13 protein-coding genes and 1 pseudogene are annotated in these 13,175 nt (G+C 71.9%); 3 read left to right on the top strand and 11 right to left on the bottom strand.

What is annotated here, in order from left to right; translation table 11 throughout:
- Nucleotides 1-2 precede the first annotated feature (2 nt).
- Complete coding sequence (locus BM396_RS22795) at nt 3-410, bottom strand: Ros/MucR family transcriptional regulator (RefSeq protein WP_043346732.1); 408 nt, start codon at nt 408-410, stop codon at nt 3-5.
- A gap of 312 nt (nt 411-722) precedes the next feature.
- Here BM396_RS22795 and BM396_RS22800 point away from each other — a divergent pair, with 312 nt between their 5' ends.
- Entirely contained in the window at nt 723-1,820 is a 1,098-nt protein-coding gene (locus tag BM396_RS22800; RefSeq protein ID WP_043382883.1) for an NAD(P)/FAD-dependent oxidoreductase, read from the top strand.
- A 4-nt stretch (nt 1,821-1,824) separates the two neighbouring features.
- Here BM396_RS22800 and BM396_RS22805 read toward each other — a convergent pair.
- From BM396_RS22805 to BM396_RS22835, 7 genes and pseudogenes are all read right to left on the bottom strand, one after another.
- Nucleotides 1,825-2,540, bottom strand: a pseudogene (locus BM396_RS22805) (LrgB family protein).
- A 3-nt stretch (nt 2,541-2,543) separates the two neighbouring features.
- Entirely contained in the window at nt 2,544-2,948 is a 405-nt protein-coding gene (locus BM396_RS22810; RefSeq protein WP_043346716.1) for a CidA/LrgA family protein, read from the bottom strand.
- 15 nt (nt 2,949-2,963) lie between these two features.
- On the bottom strand, nt 2,964-3,425 hold the full coding sequence (locus tag BM396_RS22815; RefSeq protein WP_043346719.1) for a tellurite resistance TerB family protein: 462 nt from the start codon (nt 3,423-3,425) through the stop codon (nt 2,964-2,966).
- Nucleotides 3,426-3,539: 114 nt separating this feature from the next.
- Nucleotides 3,540-4,349 carry a DJ-1/PfpI family protein gene (locus BM396_RS22820; protein WP_043382881.1) on the bottom strand — a complete coding sequence of 270 codons (810 nt, stop codon included), beginning with the start codon at nt 4,347-4,349 and terminating at the stop codon, nt 3,540-3,542.
- 16 nt (nt 4,350-4,365) lie between these two features.
- The gene (locus tag BM396_RS22825; RefSeq protein ID WP_170867495.1) at nt 4,366-5,064 is read right to left on the bottom strand and encodes a TenA family protein; all 699 of its coding nucleotides are present in this window, start codon (nt 5,062-5,064) and stop codon (nt 4,366-4,368) included.
- 3 nt (nt 5,065-5,067) lie between these two features.
- Entirely contained in the window at nt 5,068-5,742 is a 675-nt protein-coding gene (locus BM396_RS22830) for a response regulator (RefSeq protein WP_012320334.1), read from the bottom strand.
- Nucleotides 5,739-7,220, bottom strand: coding sequence for an ATP-binding protein (locus tag BM396_RS22835; RefSeq protein ID WP_043382949.1), 1,482 nt, complete (start codon nt 7,218-7,220; stop codon nt 5,739-5,741). The genes BM396_RS22830 and BM396_RS22835 overlap by 4 nt, the downstream gene beginning before the upstream one ends.
- Nucleotides 7,221-7,497: 277 nt before the next feature.
- Here BM396_RS22835 and BM396_RS22840 point away from each other — a divergent pair, with 277 nt between their 5' ends.
- Nucleotides 7,498-8,385, top strand: coding sequence for a hypothetical protein (locus tag BM396_RS22840; protein WP_043382878.1), 888 nt, complete (start codon nt 7,498-7,500; stop codon nt 8,383-8,385).
- A 53-nt stretch (nt 8,386-8,438) separates the two neighbouring features.
- On the opposite strand, the gene BM396_RS22845 is transcribed toward BM396_RS22840, so the two are convergent.
- Complete coding sequence (locus BM396_RS22845) at nt 8,439-10,190, bottom strand: DEAD/DEAH box helicase (protein ID WP_043382876.1); 1,752 nt, start codon at nt 10,188-10,190, stop codon at nt 8,439-8,441.
- A gap of 349 nt (nt 10,191-10,539) precedes the next feature.
- Between BM396_RS22845 and BM396_RS22850 the strand changes: the two genes are divergently transcribed.
- A complete protein-coding gene (locus tag BM396_RS22850) occupies nt 10,540-11,637 on the top strand; it encodes a calcium:cation antiporter (protein WP_043346728.1) in 1,098 nt (365 codons plus the stop codon).
- A 133-nt stretch (nt 11,638-11,770) separates the two neighbouring features.
- Here the strand turns inward: BM396_RS22850 and BM396_RS22855 are convergent, their stop codons facing one another.
- Both BM396_RS22855 and BM396_RS22860 read right to left on the bottom strand, forming a co-directional pair.
- Complete coding sequence (locus BM396_RS22855; RefSeq protein ID WP_081948670.1) at nt 11,771-12,520, bottom strand: FAD-binding oxidoreductase; 750 nt, start codon at nt 12,518-12,520, stop codon at nt 11,771-11,773.
- Nucleotides 12,495-13,100 carry a sulfite oxidase-like oxidoreductase gene (locus BM396_RS22860; RefSeq protein WP_043346730.1) on the bottom strand — a complete coding sequence of 202 codons (606 nt, stop codon included), beginning with the start codon at nt 13,098-13,100 and terminating at the stop codon, nt 12,495-12,497. The genes BM396_RS22855 and BM396_RS22860 overlap by 26 nt, the downstream gene beginning before the upstream one ends.
- Nucleotides 13,101-13,175: the final 75 nt, after the last annotated feature.

Genomic DNA, 13,175 nt, shown 5'->3' on the forward strand with positions numbered 1-13,175 from the left:
GGCTACTCCGCGGCCTGCTGCATCCGCAGGCGCTGCCCCTGCCCGATCTGGCGGGAGATCGTCGAGCGGCGGGCGCTGTAGACCGCCGAGACCAGCGGGTAATCGACCGGCAGGCCCCACTTGGCCCTGTAGGCCTCGGGCGTGAGGCCGCGCATCGTCAGATGCCGCCGCAGGGCCTTGTAGGGCTTGCCGTCCTCGAAGCTGATGAGCGTGTCCGGCCGGATCGAGGCGCGGATCTGTGCTTCGGTCGGGCGCTTCACCTGCGGCTCGACCGGCTGGTCCAGGGCGGTGATGGAGCGGTGAACCTCGGAGAGCAGGTCGGGGAGCGTTCCCGCCGGGACGCTGTTGCGCGTGACGTAGGCGCTCAGGATCTTTGCGGCGAGTTCGACGCTCGGCGATGTCGTCGGCATGGTCATCACCTCGGTTCGACGTTGTTCGGTTGTGTTCGGTTGTGGCTCTCGTGGCTTCCGTCGGATGCTTCGCCGCCGACGGCCGGATCTATGTTCGTGAGACGGTTTCGGCCCCGGCCGGAGGCGGTGAATGACCCATTATGCGCCAGATCACCGTCGCCACAACCGAGACGCGCATTTGTGACGCCGATATTTCTACTTAGGATTGAGATTTAGGGTCAATGACGAATCAACGGACGCGTCGTGGTTCCGATTGAAGTGCGGTATTGAAGACTCACCTGCCCGTCGGGGCGCGATGGAGAGCCCGAAAACATGGAGGTCCTGGTCGTCGGAGCCGGCGTCGTCGGCCTCGCCATCGGGCGGGCGCTCGCGCTGCGCGGACACGCCATCGTGGTGGCGGAAGCCGAGGAGGCCTTCGGAACCGGCGTGTCGGCCCGAAGCTCGGAGGTGATCCATGCGGGCATGTACTATCCAAGCGGCTCGGAACGCGCGCATCACTGCGTCGCGGGCTCGCATCGACTATACAACTTTTGCGCGAGTCATGGTGTCCCGCATCGCGCCTGCGGCAAGCTGATCGTCGCGTCCGACGATGCCGAGGCCGAGACCATCGCGGCGATCCGCCGGCAGGGCGAGGCCAACGGCGTGGCGGGCCTGGAGCTGCTCGACGGCGATACGGCCCGGCGCCTGGAGCCCAATCTCACCTGCACGGTGGCGCTGCATTCGCCGCGCACCGGCATCGTGGACAGCCATGCGCTGATGCTCGCCCTGCTCGGCGAGATCGAGGACCACGGCGGCGCCCTCGCCCTGCGCACCCCGGTGGAGGGCCTGACGCAGCGGGACGGGCAATGGCAGGCCGCGTTCGGCGGTGCCGAGCCGGGGACGATGGCCTTCGACGCGGTGGTCAATGCCGCGAGCTTCGGCGCCCCGGCCCTGGCCGCCCGCACGGAGGGCTACCCGGCCGAGCGCGTCCCGAGGCTGCGCCTCGCCCGCGGCAACTACTTCGGCTGCACCGGCAGGCCGGCCTTCTCGCGGCTGATCTACCCGGCGCCGCGGATCGACGGCGGCCTCGGCATCCACCTGACCCTCGACCTCGCCGGACGCACCCGCTTCGGGCCCGACGTGGAATGGGTGGACGGGTTCGATTACCGGGTCGATCCCCGGCGCGCCGAGGCCTTCTACGGCGCGATCCGGCGGTACTGGCCCGGTCTGCCGGACGGGGCGCTGTATCCGGACTATGCGGGCCTGCGCCCCAAGCTGACGGGGCCGGGCGAGGCGGCGGCCGACTTCCGGATCGACGGCCCGGCGGAGCACGGATTGCCCGGGATCGTGCACCTGTTCGGGATCGAGAGCCCGGGGCTGACCTCCAGCCTGTCGCTCGCCGAGGCGGTGGCCGACCGTCTGGACGCCTGAGGCCTCAGAACAGCAGGTGCAGCGCCAGGGGGGCGAGGATCGCCGTCACGAAGGCGTTGAGCCCCATGGCGATGCCCGCGAAGGTCCCGGCCACCTCGCTGACCTGGAAGGCGCGCGCCGTCCCGATGCCGTGGGCCGCGAGCCCGGCCGCGAAGCCGCGGGCGCGCATGTCGCGGATGCGCAGGAGGTTCATCATCGGCGTGACCAGGATCGCCCCGATGATGCCGGTGAGGATCACCAGGATGGCCGTGAGCGTCGGATCGCCGCCCAGCGCTTCCGCGATACCCATCGCCACCCCCGACGTCACGGATTTCGGGGCCAGCGAGACGAGGACCGGCTGCGGGATGTCGAGGAGCCGCGCGAGGGCGATGACCACGGCGAGCGTGGTGGCCGAGCCGGCGGCGAGGGCCGCGAGCATCGGCGCGAGGGCGCGCAGGACCGTGGCACGCCGCTCGTAGAGGGGCATGGCCAGAACCACGGTGGCGGGTCCGAGCAGGAAGTGGACGAATTGCGCGCCCTCGAAATAGGTCCCGTAGGGCGTGCCCGTGATGGCCAGGACCGCACCGACCAGGGCCACGGTGATGAGCACGGGGTTGGCGATCGGGTGCCGGCCCGTGGCCGCGGCGATCCGGTCCGCCAGACGTAGGCGGTCAGCGTCACCGTCAGCCACAGGAGCGGCGTCTTGGCGAGATAGACCCAGAGCGAGAAATCGCCGCCCATGCGTCAGGGCTCTCCGTCGGGTCGACGCCGTTCGACCCGGGCGGCCACGGCACGGAAGACCAGGACGGTCACCAGCAGCGACAGCGCCGTCGAGACGATCAGCACGAGGGCGAGCTTGGCACCCTGGGCCCGCAGCAGGTCGAGGCGGCCGACGACGCCGACCCCCGCCGGAACGAACAGGAGCGACAGGTTCATCAGCAGGCCGCGCGCCGTCGTTTCGAGCGTCCCATCGGTGAGCGGCTTCGGCAGGAAGCGCGACAGGCCGAGCCCCGCGCTGTCGCGCAGCAGCAGGAACGCGAACATCAAGCCCATGCCGATCACCGGCCCGGGCACCGGCACGCCCGCGCCGCGCGCCAGAACCTCGCCCAGCAGCTGGGCGAGCAGGATCAGCGCCAGACTGGCGATCATGGCGGGACGCGAGGGCTAGGCGGCTGCGACACCCTGCTGACCGCTCCGCCGGGCAGCCGAGATGGCGGCCTCGTCGAAGCCGAGCAGGCGGCCGAGGCGCTCGACCAGGGCCTCCTCGAACTCGTCGACGTTGCCGTCCGCCGCCGCGACCGACCACGCCATGGTCAGCAGCTCTTCGCGCTCGGCCCGGTCGGCCTCATGCGGGATCATCTCCACGAGGCTCGCCACGTCGCGCACCTCCGAGTCCATGGCGGCGGCCCGCTCGATCAGGGCCCGTGCCGCATCCGGCCCGTCGGCGTAATGACCCTGGACGAGGCGCGACAGACGCTCGCTCTCGGCGGGCGCCAGAATGCCGTCGACGCGGGCGACGTGGACGAGGAGCGCCGTGGCCGCGAGATGCGTCTCGTCCACGGTCTCGGGGTTGCCGACGCCGAGAGCCTCGGCCGCGTAGGCGCGCAGGCGTGCGATCAGGGACATGGCGGCTCCGGGGGGATCGTGCAGCGCAACAGTTCGGTCCCCGGCGTCGCTCCGTCAAGCACGGCGCCGCACGTGGCGCCCGACCGTGGCGAAGTTGCATCGCCGGCGCGGCCCTCAACGGCGCGCCACGGCCTCGGCCCCCGTCACCAGCGGCGCGAGAATCGACTCGGCGGCCCGGACCACGGCCGGACCGGCCTCCGCCGGTGTGCCGGCCCGGAACGGCGGTGCCGGAGCGTATTCGGCGACGAGCTGCGCGGTGCGGGCGTAGTCGGCCCCGCGCAGGCGGGCGGCGAGCGCCAGCCCGAGGTCGAGCCCCGCCGAGACCCCGGCCGCGGTGACGCGGTTGCGGTCGAACACGACGCGCTCCGCCACCGGTTCGGCGCCGAGGAGCGGCAGCACCGCGTCGCGCACGCTCCAGTGCGACGTCGCGCGGTAGCCCCGCAGGAGGCCGGCCGCCCCCAGGATCAACGATCCGGTGCAGACGCTGACGACCCAGCCGGCCCGGGCGGCGCGGTCGCGCAGGAAGGCGAGGAGCGCCGCATGGCCCATCTGGGCGGGCGTGCCGTCGCCTCCGGGCACGAACAGGACGTCGAGATCCGCCGGGCAGGTCGCGAAGCTGTGGGTCGCCACCAGGGCGAGGCCGGTATCGCTCGTGACGGGACCGGTCTCCGCACCGACGAGGTGGAGGCTGCCCGGAGCGAGGCCGGCCAGGAAGGTCTGCGGGCCCACAAGATCGAGGGCGGTCAGGCCCGGATAGAGCAGCATGGCGATCCGGACGGGGCGGTCCGCCGGGATCGGCTCCGGCGAAATCGGGTCCGGCGCGTCTGCAGAGCCGGCGGCCTGCGCCGGACGGAGCGGCCAGACCAGGGCGGCGGCGAGTGCCGCGGCGACGAGATCCCGGCGGCGAGCCTCCGGCGCGGTCACGGGCGCGCCGGGCCGGTCACAGGGACCAGGCCGCGTCGCGGTAGGCGCTGTCCCAGAACTGCCATTCCAGCCGGGTGGCCTGCGTGAAGGCCTGATGCATCCGCGCGCGCTCGGCCGCCGACGCGTCCCGCGCGGCCCGATCCGTGGCGGCGATCATGGCCGCCACCGCCTCGGCAAAGTCAGACCCTGCGTAGGTGTCGATCCAGGCGCGGTACGGGTTGCCGGGCGCGGCGCGGGCGAAGATGTCGTCGCCCACCGCCTTGTAGATCCAGAAGCAGGGCAGCAGCGCGGCACAGACCACCGCGAAGGGCTCGGCATAGGCGGTGGCGAGCAGGTAGCAGACGTAATGATCGCAGGCCGGCGTCAGGGGCGTGGCCGCGAAGGTCTCCGGGCCGATGCCGTAGTCGCGGAAGAAGCCGCCATGGAGCGCGCGCTCGACGACGATCGCTTCCTGCGCGGCCCGGGAGAACTGCACGATCGCGTCGGGATCCGGCGCCTTCGCGGCGGCGAGGCTCAGCGCCCGGCCGAAGCCGATCAGGTAGTGCGCATCCTGCACGATGTAGTGCCGGAACCGACCCTGCGGCAGCGTTCCGGCGGCGAGTTCGGCATTGAACGGCATCGACCGGATGGTCTCGTAGGCGGCGGCGTTGCGCGCCCAGGCCTCCTGCGAGAACGAGACCGGCGCGCCCGCCTCGGCCAGTCCGAGAGACGCCACGGCCTAGCCCTGCCGCTGCGCGTGGGTGACGGCGACGTGGATCAGCTCGGCGAGGGTGCGCACGCCGAGCTTCTGGCGCATCTGCGAGCAGGCGTTGGTCACGGTCTTGTAGCTCACCGACAGGTCGGCCGCGATGGCCCCGTAGGAGCGCCCCTGCGCGAGGCGCGCCAGGATCTGCTGCTCGCGGGGGGTTAGCTGCGATTCCGGCGCGCGGCGGGCATCGGCGCGCAGCATCGCCACCTCGGTCGCCAGGCGCCGGTCGAGGTAGACCTCGCCGACGCGGACCTTGGCGAAGGCCTCGAACAGCTCGGCCGAGGCGTGGTCCTTGAGGACGTAGCCGAGGGCCCCCGCCTCGAGGGCGCGGGCGACGATCACCGGGTCGTTGTGCATGCTGAAGACCAGGATGCGCGTCTCGGGTGCGACCGCCCGGATGCGCCGGATCAGGCCGAGCCCGGCCATGCCGCTGCCCTGGAAGGTCAGGTCGCAGATCACGACCGGCGGGCGGAGCCGGTGGAAGATCCGGTAGCCGCCGACGACGGTCGTCGCCTCCGCGATGGTCTCCACGCCGGAATCCTCCAGGACGCGTCGACAGCCCTGCAGGACGATGGGGTGATCATCGATGACGAGGACCGGCAGGCGGGTGGCGGCGGCGTCGATCTGGGATGCGATGGCGTTCATGCGCTCGGCGCGGTGCTGGTCTCGTCGCCCCGGTCAGGCGGAACGGGGATCATGATCCGGACGATCGCCCCGGGGCCGGCATTGTCAAGGGCGAAGGTGCCGCCGAGGGCCTCCACGCGCTCGCGCATCCCCGACAGACCGAGCCCGGTGCCGTGTTCCGGGGGGATTCCGGTGCCGTTGTCGCGGATGGTGAGGTCGAGCCGGCCCTCGGCCTCGGTCGCCTCGGCCTCCACCCGGGTCGCGGCGCCGTGCCGCACGGCGTTGGTGGCGCTCTCCTGCACGCAGCGGAACACCGTGAGGTCCACGAGGTCGCCGTAGCCCTTGGCCAGACCGTCGAACCGGCCCACGAAGCTGAGGCCGGGGTGGCGCTGCCCGAAGCCGCGCAGGAGCAGGTCCAGGCAGGTCGCTAGCGGCGCCTGCCCGAGCCCGTGCGGCCGCAGGCGGTTCAGAAGCTCCCGGTTGACCGTCTGGACCTGGCCGACGATGGCGCTGATCTCGGCCGCCCGGGCGGCGAGCTTCTCGCGGCTGGGCTCGGCGGAGCCGGAGGCGATACGGCCGATCGAGGCGGCGTTGGCCTCCAGGGCGAACAGGCAGGGGCCGAACTCGTCGTGCAGCTCCAGGGCTGTCCGGCGGCGCTCGTCGTCCTGGGCGGTCAGAAGCTGGCGGTTGAGGCGGCCGTTGGCGGCCCGGACCTCGCCCAGGGCCTCGGCGACCTTGTTGAACCGCTCGGCGATCACCGCCAGCTCCCGGGCACCGGGCGGCTCCAGGCGGGCCGTGTAGTCGTGATGCTCCAGCTGGGTCAGGCCGGCGCCGAGCCGCCGCAGCGGCGCGAGGATCCGGCCCAGGGCGATGTAGAGGGCGATCAGCATCGCGGCATTGATCGCCAGGGTGGTCAGCGAGAGCGCACGGGCATAGCCCCAGATCTCGTCGATCTCGTCCATCGGCTGCGTGGTGATCTGCGCCGTGCCGAGCCGACGCCCGTCGACGACGATCGGCAGGGCGTGGCGCTCGATCGGCGGCATGATCAGGTCGGCGAACCAGTGGGGTGCCTCCCGGTCCGCGCGGGTCGGCGGCAACGGCCGGCCGATCTGGTCGCCATCCGCATCGAGCACCGCGACCCGGACATGCCGCAGGACCTTGAAGCGGAGGTCGAGCGTCTGGAGCAGCGTGTCGGGGGAGGCCGTGTCGGACAGGCGGATCGTGTCGGCCACCAGCGACTCGACGGTGGCGAGGGAGGCGCGGGTCTCGACGCGCACCGCCGACCGGGCGTTCAGTACGATGACCGCGCAGGAGATCAAAGCCGCGAAGGCATCGATGAGCAGCACCACCGCGACGAGCCGCGCGCGCGTCGACCAGCCGGACCAGGGCCAAAGGCCGGCGCGGGGTCTGATCGGCGCGGCGGGTACCGCGGATCTCGGGGTCAGGGTCGGGCTCGTATCCACACCGTGACGCATAGCGACCGTGCCGGCGAAGTCCATGCCGCGCCCCGCGGCCGACCGGGCCATGGCCGCGCGGACCCCGACGCACGCTTCGGCACGGGCGGTCCGAATACCGATTCTTAAGCGGCGGCGCGTTATGTTGTGGATAGCCGGGTCACGACTGGCTGGGCTGGCAATTCGGGCCGACATCATTGCGCCGTATTGCAGCTTCTCTATCGCCAACAGAGTCGAACCAGCTTCGAATCCTCGAAGAGTGGCGGCCGGTCATGGGGAGCCCGGTCGCGCGCGGCGTGTATCGAGTGAGAGACCCCGGACCATGATCGATCTCAACCTCGACCCGTCCGAGACCCGGCCCGACCGGAGGCCGTCGGCCAAGCCCGGGCCGTCGCTGAACCTCAAGGTCGTGCTGTTCGGCGTAGCCGGCGCGGGCGCGCTGGTGGGCTTCGGCGTTGCCGCCTCGACGGTGATGGCCGGCCTCGCGGCGCCGACGCCGGTGCGGATCGTCGCGTCCAAGCAGGCCGCCGATTGGCCAGAGCTGAAGGACGGGCTGCCCGTGATCAAGGGCTCCGTCCAGGCAGCGCCGGCGGCGGCGGTGCCCGCCAAGCCCGAGGCGCCGGCCCTGCGGATGGTCGCGCTGCCCGAGGCCTTCTCGCCCATCGTGACGCCCGCGAAGGCCCCCGCCGCCCCGCCCTCGGCCGCCTCACAGCCCGCCAAGGTCGCCGCGGCACCGGTCCCGCCGACGCAGCGCATCCCGGTCCCGACCCCCGTTATGCCGGTGGCGGCCACGCGGGAGGTCGCGCCGCTGGCGTCGACCCGCACGGCATCGCTCCAGACGCCCCGCGCGTCCGAGACGGTCCGGGCCCGCGAACTCGTTGAACCGGCCGTGCCGAATCCGGCTCCCGCGACCGAGCGGACCGAGCGCCCGGCGCCGGTCGAGCGCGCCGAGAAGGTCGAGCGCGCCCAGAAGATCGAGCGCCCCGAGAAGCCCGCCTCGAAGGCGGTGGCGACCCGCAAGGCGCCTGCGCCGGCGCGGGCGGCCGAGAAGGCCACCGGCACTGCGCCCGCGACCGTGGCTCAGGCAGAACCCGCCGAGGCGGAGGACACCGAGGTGCTCGGGATCAAGCTCCCGTCCCTCGCACCGGCCGGTCGGAAGCTGAAGGAAAGCGTCGACGCTCTCGGCAACGCCGTGAAGAACGTGTTCTGACCCGAGGCTCCGGCCCCGCGCATGGGGGCCGGACAAGTCTTCCGATCCGGCGCTCAGGCCCGTCCGGAATGGCGCCCGGCCTTATCGCTCTTCGGCCCGGTGCGATCCACCTTGCGCTGGTGCTTCCCGGCGCGCGGGCTCGCAAAACCCTTCGGACCACCCGGTCGGTCCCTGCGCTCATCCGGCCCCGCATCGCCCACCAGCGCCTCGACCTGGATATCCGGCGAGCCGTTCCGGGCGAACGCTTCGGCAAAGCGTGCCGCCGCGTTGCCCCGCACCTCGAACTTGGTCTCGCGGTCGAAGATCCGGATCGCACCGATCTCCTGGCGCCCGATGCCGCCCCGCCGGGTCAGCATCGGCAGCAGACGGCGCGGGTCGGCGTTGTCGCGGCGGCCGAGGTTGAGGCGGAACCAGACGGCCGGCCCCATGGCGGCGATCCGCTCCGGATCCATCGGGTCGTAGGGCGGCCGCTCGCCCCGGGGAGCGCGGCCCTCTCCGGGATCGCTGACCTCTTCGGGAGCCGGCAGGCGGGTGCGGTAGACGCGGGCCAGCAGGGCAGCCAGTTCCTCCGGGCTCTTGCCGGCGAGCAGCGTCTCGGCGAGCGCGACATCCTCCTCGGCGGGCGGCTCGGCGAAGAGCGGATCCGAGAGCATGCGCTCGCCGTCGAGGCGCCGGATCTCGTCGGCCGAGGGCGGCCCCGACCATTCGGGGCTCACCTTGGCAATGGCGAACATCTGCTCGGCGCGGCGTCGCCGGGAATTGGGGATGAGCAGCACCGAGGTGCCTTTGCGGCCGGCGCGACCGGTACGGCCGCTGCGGTGCTGGAGCACCTCGGCATCGTGCGGCAGGTCCGCGTGGATGACGAGGCTCAGGGACGGCAGGTCGATGCCGCGGGCGGCCACGTCGGTGGCGACGCAGACCCGGGCGCGGCCGTCGCGCAGGGCCTGAAGCGCGGCATTGCGCTCGCCCTGGCCGAGTTCGCCCGACAGCGCCACCACGGAGAAACCCCGCTCGGTCAGGCTGGCCTGGAGATGGCGGACGGCGTTGCGGGTGTTGCAGAAGACGATCGCGGTCGCGGCATCGGCCTCGCGCAGGAGGTTGAGCACGACGTGCTCGGTCTCCCGCGGCATGATCCGCACCGCCCGGTAGGCGATGTCGGCATGTCCCTTGGTTTCGCCCTTGATCGCCAGACGGAGCGCGCCGTGCTGGTAGCGCTCGGCCAGCGTCTCGATCGCCTTCGGCAGGGTCGCGGAGAACAGGTAGGTGGCCCGCTCCGGCGGCGTCGCCGAGAGGATGAACTCGATATCCTCCCGGAAGCCGAGATCGAGCATCTCGTCGGCCTCGTCGAGGACCACGGCCCGCAGGGCCGTCGGGTCGAGGTTGCGGCGCTCGAGGTGATCGCGCAGGCGCCCCGGCGTGCCCACCACGATGTGGGTGCCCTCCGCCAGCATCCGGCTTTCCCGGCGCGGGTCCATGCCGCCGACGCAGGCCGCGACGCGGCCGCCGGCGGGTCCGTACAGCCAGGACAGCTCGCGCTGCACCTGCAGGGCGAGTTCCCGGGTCGGGGCGATCACGAGGGCCAGGGGCGCCGCCGGGGGCGGCAACTGGTCGGCCTCCCCGATCAGGATACTGGCCATGGCGAGGCCGTAGGCCACGGTCTTGCCGGAGCCGGTCTGGGCCGAGACGAGGAGGTCGCGGGAGCCGGCGGCGGCCTCAAGCACGGCGGCCTGGACCGGGGTCGGATCGGCATAGCCGCGGTCGCTCAGGGCCCGCGCGAGGGGGGCGGGCAGGGTCGGGAAAGGCAAGCTTCGGAAACTCTCAACGGCCGTGCCGCGCCCGGCAGCGCGCCATCGCGCGGCGGGGGAATCAGGCGCCGGACTTTATTCGGGTGCCAAGACGGTAACGCGTCGCGAGCCGCCTGACCACTCCCGCCGCAGCATGGGGCGGTTGCAGGCGCTCAATCCGGGACGCGCCGGTTGCGGGGTGCTCGAACCTCCGCCCTCACGATGGGCCGTGGACCGCGTCCTTGCGAGCGGTGCGAAGCCGGGACGAAGCCGGGACGAAGGGCCGACTCTGGTGCGGCGACCTGCTAAGGCACGGTCAAGTTTCGCCTGTCGCAGCCGCGACGCGCCCCGACCGGAGTACACGTTCATCATGATGGCAGCCCTGCGGGTGGCGGTAGCCTGGGCGACGGTTCTGGCCTTCGCGTGGTTCGGCAAGGACTGGCTCGGAGACCTGTCGCGGCCGCTCTTCGCCGGCGGCCTGTTCGCGTGGCTGCTCGCGGTGATCGTCTGGGCGGCCTTCGGGGTGGTGCACGAGGCCGAGGAACTGGCCCACCGTCTGGGCGAGCCCCTGGGCACCCTGGTGCTGACCCTCTCAATCGTCATCATCGAGGTGGCGCTGATCTCCGCCGTGATGCTGTCGGCCAAGGACGCGCCGACGCTGGGGCGCGATACGATGTTCGCGGTCCTGATGATCGTGCTGAACGGCGTGGTCGGGCTGGGCCTCCTGGTCGGCGGCCTGCGCCATCACCAGCAGCGCTACAACCTTCAGGGCGCCTCGGCCTTCCTGTCGGTGATCATCCCGCTCACCACCATCGCGCTGATCATCCCGAACTTCACCAGCTCCACCAGCGACGGCACCCTGACGATCCTGCAGGCGGTGACGTTCTCGGTGTTCACCCTCGCGCTCTACGGCGTGTTTCTGCTGATCCAGACCGGCCGCCACAGCGACTTCTTCATCGATGCGGAAGCCCGCGAGAGCGCCGAGGCGCCCCACGGCGCCGACTCGATCTCGGGGGGCGGCATCGCCAAGCATATCGGGCTGCTGCTCGCCAACGTCCTGCCGATCGTGATCCTCGCCAAGAGCCTCGCGGTGATCCTCGACCACGGCATCGCGGCCCTCGGCGCGCCCTCGGCGCTGGGCGGCGTGCTGATCGCCGCCATCGTCTTCACCCCGGAGGGGATCTCGGCGTTGAAGGCTGTGGCCCGCAACGAACTCCAGCGGGCGATCAATCTGTGCCTCGGCGCAGCCACCTCGACGGTGGGCCTCACCGTGCCGGCGATCCTGACCATCGGGCTGCTCACCGGCCAGACCGTGGTGCTCGGCCTCAAGCCCACCGAGATGACCCTCCTCGCCGTCACGCTGATCCTCAGCGCGCAGACCTTCTCGGGTTCGCGCACCACCGTGCTGGAGGGCGCGGTGCATCTCGTGCTGTTCTTCGTCTACCTCGTGCTGATCTTCAGCCCGTGATCCTCTTAGGAATCGGGTTCGTCACCGACGGCCTTTCCTCTGCGCACTTCGAGACGGGCTCCGTCAGGTCCTGCAGACGGGGACCCGATCGACTCCGCCTTCGCCCCGCCATGCCGGCGCGGGGCCCCGGCGCTCAGGCGCCGAAGCGCTCGGTGCGGATCAGGCCCGGCGCGACGCCCTCCGCCAGGATCAGGTCCGAGGCTGCGGCCACGAACCGGTTGGAGCCGCAGAGGAAGACCTTCCCGGGCGCCCCGATCCGCGCGAGGGCATCGGCGACGAGGGGCGCGTCGATCCGCTTGCCGCCGGGCTCGCGCGTCGTCGCAAGATGCAGGGAGAAGTTGGGATCGGCTTCCGCGAGCCGCTCCAGCTCGGCCACCGCGATGGCCTCCGCCCGGGTGCGGGCCGAATAGATCAGCGCCGCCGGGATCTGCCGCCAGCCCTGCGCCCGCCGCCGCAGCATCGCCAGGAGCGGCACCACGCCCGACCCGCCGCCGCCCAGGAGCAGCGGCCCGCCATCGGGGCCGTCCCAGGAGAACGAGCCGCCGATCGGCCCGCGCAGCTCGACCCGGTCGCCGATTTCGGCCAAATGCGAGAACCAGCCCGAGACTTCGCCGTCCGGCAGGGCCTCGATCATCAGCTCCAGTGTGCCGCTGCCGTCCTGGGCCGAGGCGATGGAGTAGCTGCGCTGCGCCTGGTAGCCGTCCTCGGCGGTGAGGCGGACATCGACGTGCTGCCCGGCCCGGTAAGCCTCGGCGAGGCTGCAGCGCAGACGGACGCTCCTCACGTGCGGCGTGACCGGCGAGAGCGCGGTGATCTCCGCCTCGTGCCAGCGGAAGACGACGGGCTCGATCACCGACTCAATCACCGATGTAGCGCTGCTCACGCCATGGATCCCCGTACATGTGGTAGCCGCGCAGCTCCCAGAAGCCGGCCGTGTCCACCTGGGTGAAGCGCAGGCCCTTCACCCATTTGGCACTCTTCCAGAAGTAGAGGTGCGGCACGAAGAGCCGCGCCGGGCCGCCGTGATCGGGATGGATCGGCTGGCCCTCGTAGCGCGTCGCCACCAGGGCCCGGCCGCCCACGAGGTCGGCCACCGGCACGTTCGTGGTGTAGTCGTCGTGGGATTCCGCGAGCAGGAAGTTCGTCGGCGCCTCGATCCCGGCATCCGCCAGCAGGTCGTCGAAGCTGACGCCTTCCCAGGTCGTGTCGAACTTCGACCACTTGGTGACGCAGTGGATGTCGCCCTTCCAGGTGGTGCGAGGCAGCGCCTCGAATTCCGCCCAGCTCCACGCCTTGATCGGCCGCGATCCCGCGCGCAGCGTGAACGTCCAGGTGGCCAGGTCAACGGTCGGGTTGGGGCCGATCTGGAGGATCGGGAAATCGTCGGTGAGATACTGACCCGGCGGCAGGCGCGCGCCCGTTTCCGGCGGCTGCCTGCGTCCGACGAAGCCCCGTGTCACCATGCCGGTCGCCGCCCCTCTCGCTCTCCCCCCGGGTTTGGTGCGGCGGAGCACCTCGCGTCAAGCCGGCATGTGCGG

This window comes from Methylobacterium sp. UNCCL125 (genome assembly GCF_900116795.1).
Taxonomy (GTDB): Bacteria; Pseudomonadota; Alphaproteobacteria; order Rhizobiales; family Beijerinckiaceae; genus Methylobacterium; species Methylobacterium fujisawaense.

Bases quoted from the DNA above. Each gene is read 5' to 3' on its own strand.
- BM396_RS22840 (WP_043382878.1), top strand. From the start codon at position 7,498: ATGATCGATCTCAACCTCGACCCGTCCGAGACCCGGCCCGACCGGAGG.
- BM396_RS22835 (WP_043382949.1), bottom strand. From the start codon at position 7,220: ATGGACTTCGCCGGCACGGTCGCTATGCGTCACGGTGTGGATACGAGC.
- BM396_RS22810 (WP_043346716.1), bottom strand. From the start codon at position 2,948: ATGATCGCCAGTCTGGCGCTGATCCTGCTCGCCCAGCTGCTGGGCGAG.
- BM396_RS22860 (WP_043346730.1), bottom strand. From the start codon at position 13,100: ATGGTGACACGGGGCTTCGTCGGACGCAGGCAGCCGCCGGAAACGGGC.
- BM396_RS22830 (WP_012320334.1), bottom strand. From the start codon at position 5,742: ATGAACGCCATCGCATCCCAGATCGACGCCGCCGCCACCCGCCTGCCG.
- BM396_RS22800 (WP_043382883.1), top strand. From the start codon at position 723: ATGGAGGTCCTGGTCGTCGGAGCCGGCGTCGTCGGCCTCGCCATCGGG.
- BM396_RS22850 (WP_043346728.1), top strand. From the start codon at position 10,540: ATGATGGCAGCCCTGCGGGTGGCGGTAGCCTGGGCGACGGTTCTGGCC.
- BM396_RS22815 (WP_043346719.1), bottom strand. From the start codon at position 3,425: ATGTCCCTGATCGCACGCCTGCGCGCCTACGCGGCCGAGGCTCTCGGC.
- BM396_RS22795 (WP_043346732.1), bottom strand. From the start codon at position 410: ATGCCGACGACATCGCCGAGCGTCGAACTCGCCGCAAAGATCCTGAGC.